Origin of the sequence: Kolteria novifilia (genome assembly GCA_007748055.1) — a bacterium.
Classification (GTDB): domain Bacteria; phylum Planctomycetota; class Planctomycetia; order Kolteriales; family Kolteriaceae; genus Kolteria; species Kolteria novifilia.
Window position 1 is genome coordinate 4,960,038 of sequence record CP036279.1, and the last position, 17,509, is coordinate 4,977,546.

A 17,509-nucleotide genomic window follows, 5' to 3' on the forward strand; every position below is an offset into this window, starting at 1 on the left:
TCGTGATGAAGCCTCATCCAACCCTCCGAACGCTGTGTTGCCTCTCGGTCACCCTCGTCGGTTCTCTCGCGACCGGCGCCCTCGCCCAAACCAGCCAGCCCGTGACTGCGACCACCGCCGCGGCGCTGATGCGAGCCTCCGCCCGCGAGAACGCGTACACCTACCTCTTTTTCTGGTCGCGCGACGACCAACAAACCCAAACCATGCGTCAGGTCTTCCACAAGGCGGTGCGCCAGCTCGGCGATTCGGTCCACGCCATCGACGTCAACATCGCCGACGCCCGCGAAGAGGAGATCGTCGATCACTTCGGCGTCAGTCGGGCCCCGATGCCCCTAGCCCTCGCGGTCGCTCCCAACGGCGCCGTCACCGGGGCTTTCCCCGTTCGCTTCACCACCGAACAACTCGCCCAAGCCAAAGTCAGCCCCGCGACCCAGGCCTGCATGAACGCTCTCCAGCACCGCAAATTGGTGCTGCTGGCGATCCAGAACGCCTCGACCACCGACCGCCAGGCCGCCTACCACGGCGCTTCCGAGTTCCAGCGCGATATCCGTTTCGCCACCAGCACCGAACTCGTCACCATCGATCCGGACGATCCCGCGGAAGCCGGCTTTCTTCGCCGACTGAAGGTCGCTCCCCAGACCCGCGACGCGGTCACGATCGTGCTTGCCCCGCCGGGAACCCCGATCGCGACCTTCACCGGAGCGGTCTCCCGCGAGCAAATCGTCGAGAAGGTGACCGCCGCTCGGAACAGTTGCTGCCCCGGAGGCAAATGTGGTCCCGGCGGCTGCTGCCCCGGCGGCAAGTGCGGTCCCGAAGGCTGCCAGCCGGCCAAGTGACGCGGCGATCGGTCCAACGTTGTCTCGTATCCGGAGTTCCCCATGAACCTGAGAACGCTTGTCTGGCGTGAGCTCTTTGAGCGAAAGAGCCAGATGGTGACGGTCTTTGTCGGCATCCTCCTCGGCATCACCACCGTGGTGGCGATCAAGACGATCACCCACTATTCCGAGAAAGCGGTCGCCCGCGAACTCGACACCCTCGGCGCCAACGTCCTGGTGTTGCCCAAGTCAGTGAGCCTACAGGACTACTACGCCGCTGACATGCATGAGCAGTACATCCCCGAGGAGTACGTCCTTCGACTGACGATGTCCAACCTCCATGGCGTCGACAACCTGTCACCGAAGCTTTGCGTTCCGGTCGAACTCGACGGCCGCCGCTACACCCTCACCGGTATCCTGCCCAAGAGCGAATTCTCGGCCAAAGCCGCCTGGGCCGGCGCGGGGATCTTCACCCGTCCCATCGGCTGCGGCGCCATCGACGTCGGAGACTCCCCGGAGCACGACGACAAACGATCCCTGGTCCGTAACCGCGTCATCGAAACCCTCGAGCGCCACGAAACCCTGATCGGAGCCGACGCCGCCCAGGCCCTCGGGCTCGCCGACGGCGACTCGGTCGAATTGCTCGGCCAGCCCTTTTCCGTCGTCGCCGTCCTGCCAACCACCGGCACCGTCGACGACTCGCGGATCTTCGCCCACCTGCATACCGTGCAGGAACTCTCCGAGCACGGCCAAGTCGTCAATTGCATCGAGATCGTCGGCTGTTGCAAGGAGATCTCGGCGGGACTCGTCGACAAGATCGACGATTTGCTCCCCGAAGCCAAGGTCGTCACCGTCGCCCAGGTCGTCGCCACCCAGGCCAAGATCAACCAACTGATGGAACGGCTCTCGTTGATCTTCCTGGCGATCATCGTCGTTGTCGGGGGGGCGGGCATCGCGAACTACATGTACGCCAACGTCTCCCAGCGGCGCCGCGAAATCGGCACGCTGATGGCGCTCGGGGCCGAGTCCTCCTTCATCCTGCCCCTCTTTCTGTCAAAAGCTTGCCTACTCGGCGCGTTCGGCGGCGTCGCCGGCTTCGGTATCGGAACCATCCTCGCCGTCACCGTCGGACCAAAACTGGCGGGCGTCCCCGTTTTCCCGATGCCGACCCTCGCGCTCTGGGCCGTCGTGCTCTCGGTCGGCATCGCGCTGGCGTCGAGCTACTTCCCCGCCCGTTCGGCCGCTCGTCTCGATCCTTGTGCCACGTTCCAGGAGGTCTGAACATGTTGCAGCTCGAAAACGTCACCAAGTCCTATCGGCACCGCCGCGGCCAAGTCACCGCCCTCGACGGAGCCGACCTGACCATCGACTCGGGTGAATTCATCTCCCTGGTCGGTCCCAGCGGTAGTGGCAAGAGCACCCTGCTGGTGATGCTCGGCGGCATGCTCTCGCCGACCTCCGGCCACGTCCTACTCGACGGCCAGTCGATCTATGACCTCGGCGCCAACGAACGGGCACGGCTGCGCAAAGCCAAAATTGGCTTCGTCTTCCAGACCTTCAACCTCATCCCGTATCTCACCGCCCAAGAGAATGTGCAGGTGCCGATGTGCCTGAATGGGGTGGGAGCCGAGGAGCAGACCGAGCGGGCGGTCGCGCTACTCGAACGCATGGGGCTTGGCGATCGCCTCGATCACAAGCCGACGGAGTTGAGTGTCGGCCAACAGCAGCGAGTGGCGTTGGCCCGAACCTTGGCGAACGATCCGGCGCTGATCCTCGCCGACGAGCCGACCGGCAACCTCGACCCCGAGACCGCCGAGCAGATCATCCGCTTCTTCGAGCAGTTCCACGCCGAGGGACGAACGATCGTCATGGTCACCCACGACCCACGTGCCGCCGCCCGCGCCAAGCGGACGCTCCGACTCGCCAACGGCCACATCGTCCACGACGAATCCCCCAGTCGGGTCGTCGCCTGACGATGGTTCACGATTCAACATTGCTCCCCCTTGTCCAAGGGACAAGCCTTTTTGCTCCCCCTTGTCCAAGGGACAAGCCTTTTTGCTCCCCCTTGTCCAAGGGGGAGTGAGAGGGGGTCTCTCTCAGAGGAGGTCTCTCTCAAGCGGTCTCACCATCGCCCTCCTCCCGTTGGTCAGGCCATTGCCTGACATCATGAGCAAACGCCAACCTCACCACAGAGGCCTTGCAAGATCACCTCTTCCGCGCTCAACGCAAGCCCTTCGATCGATTCGATGTCCGCCATCGAACGACTGCTTTCTCACCTCTTCCCCTCGGTGATCCTCGGTGTCCTCTGTGGTTGACACTCTTTTCTCCGCCTCTCTTCCCCTCATTCTCTTCCGCCGCCTCTTCTTCCCGCCATTCTTCCCCTTGATGGTTCAACTCCCTTCCCCATCCCCCGCCACGAACCTCACGACCTCGGCCACCACATCGCTCAACGTCTCGACATGCTCCGCGCCGTTGACCTTGATCCCCTCCTCCCCCGGAAGCGGCACATGGATGAACCCACACACGGGTGGCGAGGCCATGCTCGCGGCATGGTGCGACGCGGTGTAGAAGACGTGGTTGCAGACGTACGCCCCGGCGTGGTTGGAGATGATGACCCGCTCGTCGATGTCCTTGAGCCGATCCTCGAGCCGTTCGAGCGGCAACCGGCTAAAATACGCCTCCGGCCCGTCGGAAGCGATCCGCATCCCACGTCGCACGACTCCCGCGTTGTCGGCATCGGCACAGTCGTTGAGGTTCAGCGCCACCCGTTCGAGCTTGATTTCCGGCGACCGCCGCGCCACCCCCAGGCACAGCACCAGTTCAGGCAAAACGTCATCCATCAGCTCCCTGATCCGCCGCCCCGCCCAGTCATACTCCGTCTTGAGCGTCACCCCACGCACCTGGACCGTTGCCCCGAAGTCCCGCGCCGCCAGCGCCGCGACCATCGCCGCCGACGGGTTCGCCGTCACCGCTCCAAACGCCTCAAATCCCGTCACCAGCACGTTCACCGTTGATCCATCCTTCTTCTCTTCCGTAGGTCAGGCCATTGCCTGACAATCCTTGGTACGGTGAGCCTTCGGTCCACCAACTTAGCCCCGTTTATTTCCTCGCCACGTAGGTCAGGCTATTGCCTGACGCTCCCAAGAGAGAATATCAACCGCGGAGAACACAGAGGTTCACAGAGGACCTGACAAAGGATCTTCACCCTCTGTGTCCCTCCGCGGCCTCTGTGGTTCACCTATCTTCTTCCAGATGCCGTCAGGCAATAGCCTGACCTACGGGATCGCGACCTCTGCGGTTCCATCCCCTTCTTCTCGCTACTGCGGTTCCCTTGCCTCCTCCCAACCGGCACCGGTCAAACCCGCTTCGGGGTTTGCGATTGTCATATCTTCGACACCCAGGGTGCGCTGCGCGACCCTGGGCTGTGTTGTCCAACGGCGTTGCCGTTGAAGAATTCGGCGCCATCCAGGTGGACGAGCAATCTGGGCCGCTTGAGCGGAACGCCGGCTCGCCCATCCTTGGCATCCAGAACCCTTTCGCTTTCCCCCTCTGTGTCCCTCCGCGGCCTCTGTGGTTCATCTATCTTCTTCCAGATGCCGTCAGGCAATAGCCTGACCTACGGGATTGCGACCTCTGTGGTTCCATCCCCTTCTTCTCGCTTCGGCGGTTCCCTTGCCTCCTCCCAACCGGCACCGGTCAAACCCGCTTCGGGGTTTGCGATTGTCATATCTTCGTCACCCAGGGTGCGCTGCGCGACCCTGGGCTGTGTTGTCCAACGGCGTTGCCGTTGAAGAATTCGGCGCCATCCAGGTGGACGAGCAATCTGGGCCGCTTGAGCGGAACGCCGGCTCGCCCATCCTTGGCATCCAGAACCCTTTCGCTTTCCCCCTCTGTGTCCCTCCGCGGCCTCTGTGGTTCATCTATCTTCTTCCAGATGCCGTCAGGCAATGGCCTGACCTACGGGATTGCGACCTCTGCGGTTCCATCCCCTTCTTCTCGCTTCGGCGGTTCCCTTGCCTCCTCCCAACCGGCACCGGTCAAACCCGCTTCGGGGTTTGCGATTGTCATATCTTCGTCACCCAGGGTGCGCTGCGCGACCCTGGGCTGTGTTGTCCAACGGCGTTGCCGTTGAAGAATTCGGCGCCATCCAGGTGGACGAGCAATCTGGGCCGCTTGAGCGGAACGCCGGCTCGCCCATCCTTGGCATCCAGAAACTTTTGGCTTCCCCCCTCTGTGTCCCTCCGCGGCCTCTGTGGTTCACCTATCTTCTTCCAGATGCCGTCAGGCAATAGCCTGACCGACGGTCCTCCATGGTTCATCTGCCTTCCCTCGATGCGGTCAAGCACCGGCCTGACCTACGAATCCGGCCGCGTGCCCATAGGCTAAACAGAACCACGATTGGAAACACCGCAAGGAAAGGACGCGATGATGGCGAGTAGTCTGATGGAAACAGTCGAGCTCCGCAACGGGACGTGGATGCCCCTCTTGGGACTCGGGACCTTCAAGGCCGAGGAAGGGGGACAAGTCGAACAGGCGATCAAGTGGGCGCTCGAGATGGGCTACCGAAGTATCGACACCGCCTCGATTTACGGCAACGAAGCCGGCGTCGGCAAGGCGCTCGCCGAGAGCGGCGTCCCCCGCGACGAGATCTTTCTCACCACCAAGCTCTGGAACGACGATCAGGGGTACGACGCGACCATGCGCGCGTTCGACGCGAGCCTCGAACGTCTCGGGACCGCGTACGTCGATCTGTACCTGGTGCATTGGCCGGTGCGCGACAAGATCCAGGAAACTTGGCAGGCGATGAATGCGATTCACCGCTCGGGTCGCGCCAAGGCGATCGGCGTGAGCAACTTCCTCGAAGAGCATCTGACCGAACTGCTCAACGGGAGTGGCATCACGCCGATGGTCAATCAGATCGAGTTTCACCCGCGCCTGCAGCAGCCGGGGCTGATCGAATTCTGCGAGGGCCGGCGAATCGTGGTCGAGGCGTGGAGCCCGTTGATGCGGGGCGAAGTGCTGACGATCCCCGAACTCGTGCAAATCGGCGAAAAGCACGGCAAGTCGGCCGCCCAAGTGACCTTGCGTTGGCAGATCCAGCGCGGCATCGTCACTATCCCCAAGACGGTCAACCAGGATCGCTTGGCGAGCAACGCCGCGATCTTCGACTTCGAGCTCACCGAGGAGGAGATGGGGGCGATCAACGCCCTGGACCAGGATCAACGCACCGGCCCCGATCCGAAGACCTTCGGCTATTCCTAGGCGCCGCCCGTCGGGCGATTGACTGACGGCATCGGGGGAAAGGAGATCGACCACCGAGTGGCCGCGACTTCCGTGGTGACAATGCCTTGTCAGGAATCGCCCTCACTGACGAAGGATCACCCCGCGTCGTTCACGACGCCTTCGCCTCGATGGAGAAAGGATTGCCCTCCGGGTCGAAGCCGTTGCTGACGATGACGCCGGGCGCGGGGGAGAAGATCGGCTCCATCGAGACGTTGTGGCCGAGCAGCCGGGTGCGTGCCATCGCGATGTCATCGACGAGGAAGACGATCTTCGGGGCGTCGCCGCCGATATCTCCCGCGCCGCCGGCGTGCAGACAGAGCTTGCAGCCCCCCGCGTCGAGCGCGACCCACGCCTCGTTCTCCCAGTCGTCCGAGCCTCGCGGATCGAGGAGTGTCAACCCCATGACATCGCGGTAGAATTCGACCTGCCGCTCCATCGACTCGACGTAGAGAATCACCTCGTGGAGCCGAAACAAAGTCGCCATCCCGCCCTCTCCCACCTTCGTCGCTTCGCCGTCGGCCACCCGACGAGCCACCTCGTCGCGCCTATCCGAGCGGTCGTTTCCCGCTCAGAACCGGTCCAAAGCGAACCGATTCGGAGCCGTTTCGACCCGATTTGCGTCCGTTTTCATCAATTTTGGACTCATTCTCGTCAATTTTGCGCACGAAACCAGGGCGCACCTTGGTTCATGAAGTGTAGAACGCCATGCTCGCGAAGCTCACGATCTCGAAACCACGCTCGTCCACATACTGATCGTACTGCAGCAATCGCCCCGACTCGGGCCGGAGCACCTCGAGCATGGTGTAGGTCGGCGGGAAACCGCAAACTCGGCGTATGTCGTTCTCTTGATTGATGTTGCGGAAGAGGTCGTTCCCTTGGCCGCTTTCGAGTCCACTTAGGAGTTCCCGATCGGCCCGTTCGCACTGCGCTCGCCGTGACTCGTCGATCGTCCAGGGGTCACCGAACTTCATCCCGATGTGGGCCAAGTCCCCCGAAGAGATGTAGCAAACCTTTCTCCCCAAGGAACTTACGGATTCCCTGATCGCTTCAATCATCCGGCGGATCTCGCCTTGGGAGACAGGCTCCCGGCTGGCTTCAACCGTGTCATGAAATGATCCCACAAGAATGGGCACGAAGCCGATTTCGCGTCTGGCCGCCACGAGATGCTGGAGGAACAGGACCTGAAATTCGATCGAGTGTTCCGGTCGATGAGCGATTTCCTCCTCAAAAACCCCGTCGCCGTAGTGCCGCGCGATGAGGTCGGTGAGCTCGCGGTCGTTGCGCAGGATGCCCAGCGGCGTCCGGAAGTCCTTTCGTGTCAGGGTGAAACGCTCCGAGGTGTAGTGCCCCGTCCCCAGGATCACGAAGGTGTCGGCGTCGGCATGGTCGACCAATTCCCGGAAACCCCACGCGAACGAATTCCCGCCTCGCTGAAAATCGATGTGTGGCGACAGGATGCCGCCCACCCGTCCGTTCGGCTTGGGCGACGAGCGAGGAAGTCCCGGTCCGCCGGGGCTGGCGAACATCCCGTCGATCAACGATCGGAGCTGGTCGGGGTCGGAGGGATAGGAGCCTCCCGCATGGGAGGGCTCGCGGATCGTCGCTTGGCGGAACTCGTCGATGGTATCACGTAACTTATTCTCTCTTCTCGTGTTATGAAGAAGGTAGAGATTGTCGAGCCGGGTGAGAACCTCCTCGAGTTGCCCCTCGACCAAGGGAGCGAAGTAGGTCTGTTCGAAGGCTCGCTTGATCTCTTCCGTCGTGCGGGTGCCGTCGAGGAGTTGAAGAAGGAGGGTCGCCGTCTTCGGGAGGACCAGAGCCTCCCGCGTGAGGCCATCCCGGCTGGAGATCCGCAGGTAGTCCTGCCCCTGCCACTGAAATGGGATCGCTTCCGCCCCCACCAGCCGAGGGCGTTCGGGAACGCTCATCGTCGACTCTCCCCGAGATTGCTCCCTGAATCATAACAGGATGATCGGCGACTCCGAAGGGCTACTCCCAGCTCGTTGGCAAGCCGCCCTCGAATCGGCGTTTTTTAGCTGTTTCCGATCAAAATCCCCGCGAGAAAGACCAAGACGCCGCCGACGACGACCTCGAACATGGCGCTGAGGAAGGGGGTGTCCATGTAGCGGTTGCGGATGCCGGCGATCGCGAGCAATTCCACTGCCACCACCACCGTCGCGACGATCGTCGCGATCCAGAAGTCGGGAATCAAGTACGGCAAGGTATGCCCAACGCCGCCCAGGAAGGTCATCCCACCACAAACGAGCCCTCGAATCAGCGGCCGACCTCGTCCGGAGAGGCTGCCGTCATCGGAGATCGCCTCGGCGAATCCCATGCTGATGCCCGCTCCAACCGCCGCCGCCATCCCGACCAGAAAGGTCTGCCACGAATCCCGCGTCGCGAACGCCGCCGCGAAGACCGGCGCCAGGGACGACACCGAGCCGTCCATCAATCCCGCCAAGCCCGGCTGAACCACCTGAAGGACGAACAACTGCCGCGAGGCCCGGGCTTCATCCTCTCGTTCGTCGACCGGCTGCTGATCGGGGGTCATCTCGGCGGCGCGGTTCTCGTGCTTGCGCTCCTCGTCGGCCAAGTCCCCCAAGAGCTGGCGGATCTCCGGATCGGTCGCTCTCGCGGCGGCCTGCTGGTAGAATCGCTGCGACTCGGCCTCCATCAGCTCCATCTGGTTGCGGACCTTTGCCACATCCATGGCACCGGCGAGCGGCAACGATCCGCGTTGCAGAAAACCTTTGACATCCTGCCGCCGCAACAGCGGTATCTCTTCGCCGTACTTCGCTTGAAAGAGCCCGACGAGTCGATGCCGATGACCGTTCTCATCGGACCGGATCTCGTCGATGTCGGCCGCCGCCTTGGGAAAGTTCGGCCGCAGGACCCGCGCGTACTCCTGCAAGAGCCGAGCATCCTCCTCTTCCAACGAGATGGCCAGCGCGAGGATCTCCTCGGCGCTCAAGTCACCAAAACGGCGACGCATGACGTTTCCTTCGCTCAGGGACGCGCGGCGGTCACCGTCGGAGGAGAGACCTCGTCAATCCACGTGTCGTGCAACCCATGCAGCCGAGCCACGATCTCCGGATGCTCGGCGGCGACGTTGGTCATCTCCGAGACATCGTCGGCGAGGTTGACCAGAAAGAGCTGATCCTTCTTGGTCAACGGCCCTTTGTTGCTCGTGTCGCGGGGGTTGCCGATCAGTTTCCAATCTCCCTCCCGTACCGCCCACTGCGGCTTCTTACGACCTCCGGTCTGCCAATGGTAGACCTTGTGCGGCGAATGGGCCTTGGCACTCTTAATCACCGGAACCAGCGACTGGCTGTCGAGCTTTCGCTCGGGCAACGCCACTCCGGTCAGTTCCGCGAGTGTCGCCATCCAGTCAGTGCCGGTGCCAAGCTGATCGCGGACCTCTCCCTCGGGCAACGTCCCCGTCCAAGAGATCATCGCCGGAACCCGAATCCCCCCTTCGAATAGACAGAACTTCGCCCCGCGGTAGGGCCCCGCGCTTCCCCCGCCGCCAAAGGTTCGTTCCTCCGTCGAATGCCCATGGTCCGACTGGAAGACGACGATCGTGTCCTCCCGCAGGCCTAATTCGTCGAGCTTTGCCAGCACTTGGCCGATCATCTCGTCGGTCGTCGAGACGAAGGCCGCGTAGTCGCGCCGCGGCATCTCCAAGTCGGTGTAGCGATCGCGCCACTTCTTCGTCGGCTGCAACGGGTAGTGCGGCATGTTGATCGCCCAGTAGAGAAAGAAGGGCCGATCCCGGTTCTTCTCAAGAAAGGCATCCACTTCCTCGACCATCAAGTCGCCGAAGAACTCGCCGTCGGCAAAGACCTCCTTTCCGTCACGAAAGAGATCGTGCTCGTTCGGCCCACGCCAATAGAAGAAGTGCGAGTAGTTGTCGATACAGCCCCCGAGATGGCCGAAGGCGGAGTCGAAACCTTGGGCATTCGGCTGCAACTCCTCGGGGTGCCCGAGGTGCCACTTGCCCACCAGCCCGGTCGCGTAGCCCGCCTTCTTGAACATCTCCGCGAGGGTCACTTGCTCGCCCGGCAGCCCACCGTGATCCCGGCCGGCGTTGTGCGGCAGCCCCGCCCGTTGCGGACAGCGGCCCGTCAGGAGGGCCGCCCGCGAGGGAGAGCAGACCGGCGCCGCCGCGTAGAACTGCGTGAACCGCACGCCCTTCTCGGCGAGCCCATCCATGTTCGGCGTGATCAGGTCTTTCGCCCCGTAGCAGTTGACATCGACCGACCCCTGATCGTCGGTGAAGATGAGCAAGACGTTCGGTTTTCGCTCCGGCTTGCCGCCATCGGCCGCGAGCCCCAGAAACGATCCCAAGACAAGTGCGATCATCGGTAAAGACATCGTCAGTAGTTCCATCGGCAGGAGAAACAGATAGGCACCCCATCGCGTGATCCCAGAGGGACCATTGTGTCCGAACCAAGTGCGTGGGTCAAAGAGATGGTACGTCGGTAGGAGTTCTTCGCTCCGGGCGTTGCGAGTTCCGAGTTACGGGCGTTTCGCGATCCGTGTTGCCGGCGTTGCACGTTCCCTCTTCTGGGTATCGCCCACTCCGTCTGCCGGGCGTTGCACGTTCCTTATCTAGTTATCTCGCCCACTCCGTCTTCCGGCTAGCCCAGGTTGCTTCGCTACCTGGGCGTGCGCAGCACGCAGGAGGTCTCGGGAGAACCGCCGTCTTGCCAAGCGTTCCCGACGGCCCCAAGAGGCATTGCGGGAGTCGTCCAAGTCAAGGGGCTCTTGTGGCTGCGCCACCCAGATTGACAAGCAATCTGGGCCACCCAAGAGTCGTCACTGGAGTTTCGCGATCCTTTTCTGGTTATCGCCCACTTCGTCTGCCGGCTAGCCCAGGTTGCTCCGCTACCTGGGCGTGCGCAGCACGCAGGAGGTCTCGGGAGAACGGCGGCCTTGCCAAGAGTTCCCGACGGCCCCAAGAGGCATTGCGGGAGTCGTCCAAGTCAAGGGGCTCTTGTGGCTGCGCCACCCAGATTGACAAGCAATCTGGGCCACCCAAGAGTCGTCACTGGAGTTTCGCGATCCTTTTCTGGTTATCGCCCACTTCGTCTGCCGGCTAGCCCAGGTTGCTCCGCTACCTGGGCGTGCGCAGCACGCAGGAGGTCTCGGGAGAATGGCGGTCTTGCCAAGCGTTCCCGACGGCCCCAAGAGGCATTCCGGGAGTCGTCCAAGTCAAGGGGCTCTTGTGGCTACGCCACCCAGATTGACAAGCAATCTGGGCCACCCAAGAGTCGTCACTGGAGTTTCGCGATCCTTTTCTGGTTATCGCCCACTTCGTCTGCCGGCTAGCCCAGGTTGCTCCGCTACCTGGGCGTGCGCAGCACGCAGGAGGTCTCGGGAGAACGGCGGCCTTGCCAAGCGTTCCCGACGGCCCCAAGAGGCATTGCGGGAGTCGTCCAAGTCAAGGGGCTCTTGTGGCTGCGCCACCCAGATTGACAAGCAATCTGGGCCACCCAAGAGTCGTCACTGGAGTTTCGCGATCCTTTTCTGGTTATCGCCCACTTCGTCTGCCGACTAGCCCAGGTTGCTCCGCTACCTGGGCGTGCGCAGCACGCAGGAGGTCTCGGGAGAACGGCGGTCTTGCCAAGCGTTCCCGACGGCCCCAAGAGGCATTGCGGGAGTCGTCCAAGTCAAGGGGCTCTTGTGGCTGCGCCACCCAGATTGACAAGCAATCTGGGCCACCCAAGAGTCGTCACTGGAGTTTCGCGATCCTTTTCTGGTTATCGCCCACTTCGTCTGCCGACTAGCCCAGGTTGCTCCGCTACCTGGGCGTGCGCAGCACGCAGGAGGTCTCGGGAGAACCGCCGTCTTGCCAAGCGTTCCCGACGGCCCCAAGAGGCATTGCGGGAGTCGTCCAAGTCAAGGGGCTCTTGTGGCTGCGCCACCCAGATTGACAAGCAATCTGGGCCACCCAAGAGTCGTCACTGGCGTTTCGCGATCCTTTTCTGGCTATCGCCCACTTCTTCTGCCGGCTAGCCCAGGTTGCTCCGCTACCTGGGCGTGCGCAGCACGCAGGAGGTCTCGGGAGAACGGCGGCCTTGCCAAGCGTTCCCGACGGCCCCAAGAGGCATTGCGGGAGTCCTCAAAGCAAGGGTCCCTTCTGGCTGCGCCACCCAGATTGACAAGCAATCTAGACCACCCAAGAGTCGTCACTGGAGTTTCGCGATCCTTTTCTGGTTATCGCCCACTTCGTCTGCCGGCTAGCCCAGGTTGCTCCGCTACCTGGGCGTGCGCAGCACGCAGGAGGTCTCGGGAGAACCGCGGCCTTGCCAAGCGTTCCCGACGGCCCCAAGAGGCATTGCGGGAGTCGTCCAAGTCAAGGGGCTCTTGTGGCTGCGCCACCCAGATTGACAAGCAATCTGGGCCACCCAAGAGTCGTCACTGGAGTTTCGCGATCCTTTTCTGGTTATCGCCCACTTCGTCTGCCGGCTAGCCCAGGTTGCTCCGCTACCTGGGCGTGCGCAGCACGCAGGAAGTCTCGGGAGAACCGCGGCCTTGCCAAGCGTTCCCGACGGCCCCAAGAGGCATTGCGGGAGTCGTCCAAGTCAAGGGGCTCTTGTGGCTGCGCCACCCAGATTGACAAGCAATCTGGGCCACCCAAGAGTCAAACCCGCTTCGGGGTTTGGAATGGGCATGTCGTCGTCACCCCGATGGACGAGCAACTTGGGCCAACCCAGGGAAAGTGTCGCCCTCTTCCCCCTCTGTGTTCCTCCGCGACCTCTGTGGTTCCAATGCCTTCTTCTTCCCTCCTCCGTGGTTCATCCGCCTTCTCCCGAGTCTGTCCGGCATGCGGATCTCTCTTCGAACGTCGCCAGCGGGCGATGCTCGAACGACTCCCCGACGGGTCGATCATCCCCTTCATGCGAATCTCACGATGGGGACGTTGGGAAGCGGACGGCGCGACGGGGTCGACGGATCCTCACGCGTCGACGTAGGTGGCGTTCGAAAAATCGGCTTCCCCTTCCCCGACCATTTGCGTGAAATGAAGTGCATGCCGGGCTGGCGCGGTCGCCGAGTGGCCGGTAGTTCGGACTCTCCCCTCGGAGGTGACACGCACGATGCCGTCGCTTCTTCTCTTCGCGAGCCTTCTCCTTCCCACGTCCGATGACCAGGGCGAGTTCTCGCCGCGGGTGCGGGTCGTTCGGGCGACCTATCGACTGGAGCATCCCAAGACGAGCGGGACGGGGTTCCTCCTCCAACGCGCGACCCCACCAGGGTCGAAGGAGCCGTCGCTGCTGTTGGTGACCGCCGCCCATGCGTTCGAGAAGATGAATACCGATCGGGCGACACTCGTCCTTCGCACGCGGAACGAGGAAGGAGGCTGGGACGCGGCGCCGACGGAGATCCCGATCCGCCAGGGGATGAAGAAGCGATGGCGAAGGCATCCGAAGGTCGACGTCGCGGCTTTGCCGCTGTCGCTGCCGGAGGAGGTCGCGGTCGAGTCGCTTCCCGTGTCGATGTTGGCGACGGAGTCGGATTGGGAGGAAAGCCAGCTCGAACCGGGCAGTCTGGTCTGGAGCATCGGCTTCCCACACGCCTCGCTCTTTAAGCCGAGCAAGGCGGCCTTTCCGTTGACGCGACTGGGGTGCATCGCCAGCTACCCGCTGCACCCTCCCGAGGACCACCGGACCTTCCTCGTCGACTACAACAGTTTCGAAGGCGACAGCGGCGGGCCGATCACCGCGGAACTCGTCTCGGGCGGCATCTCGCAACTAAAGATAATCGGCCTAGTGCACGGCCAGCATTTCATTGACGAAAAGTACAAGCTCGTCTACGCCGAGGGCAAGCTTCGCAAGCGTCTCGGTCTCGCCACGGTCACGCACTCCAAGGCGATCCTGGAAACGATCGCGATGCCGAAGTGAGGAGGCCGTGACGGAAAGGAGCATGGCGATTTGGTCGAAGGACAGCCCACACTTCCAAGACCCTCTCCCACGGGGAGAGGACATTCAGCGCCTGACCCTTGGGGTTGGAAGTCTCACGAATCACCGGGGTGAGTCGATGGCGCGCAACAAGCCCACCCGATCTACTGCCAGATGGATTGGACCACTACGTCGTGTTCGACGGATCAAGGTAAACCTCGAGCCATTGGGTGAGACGCCGGACGGCCTCGGGAGGAAGGGCGTGACCTTGGCGGTGATTGTAGAGCCCGATGCGCGCGGGTTTGCCGTAGAGGGCGTAGACCGGCAGGGCCGCCTCGACGTAAGGCCAAGACCGATCGCCATCGGCGGCGCCGCGGCCCTTCTCGCCACCCACGATCAGCAACGCTCGCGGTGCGACGAGGGCGAGCAGTTCGTGATGATCGCGGGGAAAGCCTGGCTGGTGGATGGCGTCCCCGAGATACCACGGCGCGTCCCAGTTCGTCGCCCCGAGACCGACGCCCCCCTCGCTGGCGACCGCCGCCTTGATCCGATCGTCCAACGCGGCCAGGTAGAGCGTTTCCTTCGCCCCAAGCGAATGCCCGGTCGCGCCGAGCCGCCGGGAGTCGACATCGTCGAGACTCGCGAGAACATCAACCCCGCGCTGGGCATCGTAGAGCATCTTGTGCATGCCGAGGGTCTTCGGGTGCCGCTGGTGAAATCGCTTGACCGCGCGGGGGAGGTCGGTCCCCCCTTCCCACAGAAAGCAGCGGGGAGAGAAGGTCACCATGCCCCGGCGAGCGAGCAGGAGGCCAAGATGCTTCTCCGGCGGTCCCGCGAGGCCGGCGGGTTGCTTGATGGTGTCGGCGGTCGTCGAGTGCAGGACAACGACCCCCGGATGCGGGCCCCTGCCGCCAGGACGAATTAGGTAGCCCTCGACCCGTTGGCCCGGTTCCCCGGTGTAGCGGACGAGTTGCCGGGTGCAGCCGGGCAAGGTCTCCTCGGAGAGGATCTCGAGATCGACCGGCGGGCGGTTCGTCGGCATCGGCCCGAGGAATTCGAGCCACGCCTTCTGGAGACGCTCTCTCTCGGGGAGCCACGCGGCTAGGGAGTCGATCGGCTTGCCGTCGGAGGTCTTGAGAAGTGGCCGCAATGACGGTTGGCCGCTTCTGTTGCCCTGGAAACGGGTGACTTCGCGGAGCCAGTCGACTTCCTCCGAGACGGCGTTTGCCACGACGAGCGACGCTCCTCCGAGGGTCGCCATCCGCAACCAGCGACGTCGGCTCCGTCTGGCGAGATCGGTCATGGTGGCTCCTTGGGACCGGGAGGAGGGTGGCGCGGCAAGCACGGACGCAGGCCGCGATACGGAGGTCGTTCCGACGCGCATCCTACCCGACCCTCCCCGAGATGTCACGAGCCATCGCCGATCGATTCACGCCAGCGACCGGAGACGGGAAGCTCAGATCTCCTCGTCGACGAAGGTGATGTGGCGGTAGTGATGTTCCCCCTCGAAGTTGCCGCCCAGGACACCGATCACCAAGCCGACCGACGCGATGAAGGCGGAGAGCCGGAAATAGTGCCTCAGCGTGATCGTTCCCTCGGGGGACTCGGTCCAATCGTGGACGATCGTTCCTTGGAAGAAGGTCATTTCGAGCAACAACGAGAGGCCCGCGAGGAGCAGGAAGGTTGTCAGCATGCCGGTCAGGACGATCGCGAACGCGGCGACGTTCGTCACCACGATCTGCTCCCGTCTCCTCCCGTGCGGATTGGGCACGTAGAGACGACGACGCAGAAAAGTGTAGAAGGTGGTCCCCAGGACGATCGACGTCGTGATGACTCCCAACGCGACGGGGTGTTGCCCCATCCCCAGATCCCAGACTTCGGCGGTCAGCAGGAGAATCATCAGGGTCGAGAACGCCGCGGCGGTCTGGCGACTATAGCGGAAGGGGAACTCCCACGGTTTGGCCTCCCAGATCGCGGAACGGATTTCGCGATGATTGAGCAGCGCCGCGTGGGCGTAGAAGACCGCGGTCTGTCGTTGCCGTCCTTGCAGCGATTCCTCTAAACGGCGATCGGCGACCGTCTGAAAGCGCGTCCGCAAGCACTCGAGCTGCTGTTCCGAGTAGCGCTCCGCCCGATCGAGATCGAGCACGCTCGAGTAGTCGAGCATGACGTTGCGGCCTTGCTCGCGGTTGTCCAATCCCCCGAAGTGACCGAGGGAGTGAAAGAAGAGGGTTTGGAGGCGAGCGGCCATGCGATCGACGCGCACCGACCGCTCCACTGTCTTGCGCCTGGCCTTTGGGTCGATCGACATTGTCGAGAGAATCGCCACGCCGTAGGCACGCGAGAGAGCTCCGAAGGCCTGCGGCTTATAACGGGTCACCAGCGCCGTGGAGGCGACGACGAAGACGAAATCCCAACGCTGTTGGTCCCGCTCGGCGAGGCCATGATCGAGAAGTTCGATCGGCTCCTGGCGGGCCTCGACGGCAAAATCCTCGTGATAGACGACCGGCATGCTCCACGCGAACCCCGGTAGGACGCGTTGCAAGTAGGCGAGCACCTCCTCGCGAACGCGCGTGAGCGCTTCCTGGTCCTCCTTGTCGAGCTTGCCGACGACGACCCACCCGATCTCGATCGGAGGCCGTCTTGCCTCGGGTTCCGTGAGTCGCTCGTCGTTCTCTAGCATACTCGTTGATTACCTTCCGACGTTCGTGAACTCACCGGTCCTCCGGTGACGAGTTGATGGCCTCGAAGGGAGCTTCACGCGCGATCCCGGGCATGGGCCCTCACCAGAAACACGTACGTCCACGCGATCAGGATCAATTGCAGCGGAACGCGAATCAGCAAGTAGACCGGTCCCCACGCATGGCCTCCCATCGGAATTCGGCTGATGGCGGCGTGAACGTTGATCGGCAAGAGCAGCACCAGAAGCACCGCGATGCCGAGCCCCACTTCCCGTCGCGGCCCTGGAACCAGGACGAGCACGGCCAACGCGAGCTCCAACACGCCCGAGACGAGGACGATCTCATGCCGCCAGGGAATCGCCTCGGGCATCATCCGGGCCATCGGCTCGGTCTTGACGAAGTGCCCGATCCCCGTGAACGCGAAAACCAGCGCGACGCCGACAACGCCTCCCCAACGTCGCCACTCGGGCCGACGTGTCGCCACCATGGTCACGAACCATGGAAGCGTCAACAAGATGAGCATCAGGATTGGCGTCGACACCTCGACCTCCTTGTACGGACATGCCCCCGAACCTCATTGCCCAGGGGGAAGCGAACCAGCACCGCCGGTCGGACGGCGGCCGGACTGTCCATTTTATGCTTCCGCGCCAACGACGGCTTTTCGATCCGTCAGCGTCGAGGAGTGGCGGTGCTGCCCCGGGAGGCCCTTGACACCCCTTTCGACGACGCCGAGGATCAAGGCTGCGCTGCTCGTCCGCGTTGAACTCTCCGTGGCCAGTGGGCCGCTCGTCGGGGCTCGACGCCTGGAACCTATCTCGATCGGAGGTCG

The 17,509-nt window shown here is 63.1% G+C and carries 13 protein-coding genes; 5 read left to right on the forward strand and 8 right to left on the reverse strand.

Going from position 1 to position 17,509, the window contains the following annotated elements:
* Positions 1 to 5 precede the first annotated feature (5 nt).
* Genes Pan216_RS18245 through Pan216_RS18255 form a run of 3 tightly spaced genes read left to right on the forward strand, consistent with a single transcriptional unit; the run spans position 6 to position 2,788 of the window.
* Positions 6 to 836, forward strand: a complete 831-nt coding sequence (locus Pan216_RS18245) for a hypothetical protein (RefSeq protein WP_145260066.1) — start codon at positions 6 to 8, stop codon at positions 834 to 836.
* Positions 837 to 878: 42 nt separating this feature from the next.
* Positions 879 to 2,096, forward strand: coding sequence for an ABC transporter permease (locus tag Pan216_RS18250; RefSeq protein ID WP_145260067.1), 1,218 nt, complete (start codon positions 879 to 881; stop codon positions 2,094 to 2,096).
* Between the two features lie 2 nt (positions 2,097 to 2,098).
* Positions 2,099 to 2,788 (forward strand): ABC transporter ATP-binding protein, encoded by a 690-nt coding sequence (locus Pan216_RS18255; protein ID WP_145260069.1) that lies wholly within the window; start codon positions 2,099 to 2,101, stop codon positions 2,786 to 2,788.
* Between the two features lie 417 nt (positions 2,789 to 3,205).
* Here the strand turns inward: Pan216_RS18255 and Pan216_RS18260 are convergent, their stop codons facing one another.
* The gene (locus Pan216_RS18260) at positions 3,206 to 3,823 is read right to left on the reverse strand and encodes a pyroglutamyl-peptidase I (RefSeq protein WP_145260071.1); all 618 of its coding nucleotides are present in this window, start codon (positions 3,821 to 3,823) and stop codon (positions 3,206 to 3,208) included.
* 1,420 nt (positions 3,824 to 5,243) lie between these two features.
* Between Pan216_RS18260 and Pan216_RS18265 the strand changes: the two genes are divergently transcribed.
* A complete protein-coding gene (locus tag Pan216_RS18265; protein ID WP_145264106.1) occupies positions 5,244 to 6,077 on the forward strand; it encodes an aldo/keto reductase in 834 nt (277 codons plus the stop codon).
* A gap of 130 nt (positions 6,078 to 6,207) precedes the next feature.
* On the opposite strand, the gene Pan216_RS18270 is transcribed toward Pan216_RS18265, so the two are convergent.
* From Pan216_RS18270 to Pan216_RS18285, 4 genes are all read right to left on the reverse strand, one after another.
* A complete protein-coding gene (locus tag Pan216_RS18270) occupies positions 6,208 to 6,582 on the reverse strand; it encodes a VOC family protein (protein WP_145260072.1) in 375 nt (124 codons plus the stop codon).
* 202 nt (positions 6,583 to 6,784) lie between these two features.
* Positions 6,785 to 8,026 (reverse strand): AmmeMemoRadiSam system protein B, encoded by a 1,242-nt coding sequence (amrB, locus tag Pan216_RS18275; protein WP_145260074.1) that lies wholly within the window; start codon positions 8,024 to 8,026, stop codon positions 6,785 to 6,787.
* Positions 8,027 to 8,130: 104 nt separating this feature from the next.
* The gene (mbfA, locus tag Pan216_RS18280) at positions 8,131 to 9,090 is read right to left on the reverse strand and encodes an iron exporter MbfA (RefSeq protein ID WP_145260076.1); all 960 of its coding nucleotides are present in this window, start codon (positions 9,088 to 9,090) and stop codon (positions 8,131 to 8,133) included.
* Between the two features lie 14 nt (positions 9,091 to 9,104).
* Positions 9,105 to 10,472: a sulfatase family protein gene (locus tag Pan216_RS18285; protein ID WP_145260078.1), complete on the reverse strand. Its 1,368-nt coding sequence runs from the start codon at positions 10,470 to 10,472 to the stop codon at positions 9,105 to 9,107.
* A gap of 2,726 nt (positions 10,473 to 13,198) precedes the next feature.
* Here Pan216_RS18285 and Pan216_RS18290 point away from each other — a divergent pair.
* Positions 13,199 to 14,002: a S1 family peptidase gene (locus Pan216_RS18290; RefSeq protein ID WP_145260080.1), complete on the forward strand. Its 804-nt coding sequence runs from the start codon at positions 13,199 to 13,201 to the stop codon at positions 14,000 to 14,002.
* 184 nt (positions 14,003 to 14,186) lie between these two features.
* Here Pan216_RS18290 and Pan216_RS18295 read toward each other — a convergent pair whose 3' ends face one another.
* From Pan216_RS18295 to Pan216_RS18305, 3 genes are all read right to left on the reverse strand, one after another.
* A complete protein-coding gene (locus Pan216_RS18295) occupies positions 14,187 to 15,302 on the reverse strand; it encodes an alpha/beta hydrolase family protein (protein WP_419192691.1) in 1,116 nt (371 codons plus the stop codon).
* A gap of 153 nt (positions 15,303 to 15,455) precedes the next feature.
* Positions 15,456 to 16,682: a hypothetical protein gene (locus Pan216_RS18300; protein WP_145260083.1), complete on the reverse strand. Its 1,227-nt coding sequence runs from the start codon at positions 16,680 to 16,682 to the stop codon at positions 15,456 to 15,458.
* Between the two features lie 74 nt (positions 16,683 to 16,756).
* Complete coding sequence (locus Pan216_RS18305) at positions 16,757 to 17,221, reverse strand: DoxX family protein (protein WP_145260085.1); 465 nt, start codon at positions 17,219 to 17,221, stop codon at positions 16,757 to 16,759.
* Between the last annotated feature and the right edge of the window lie 288 nt (positions 17,222 to 17,509).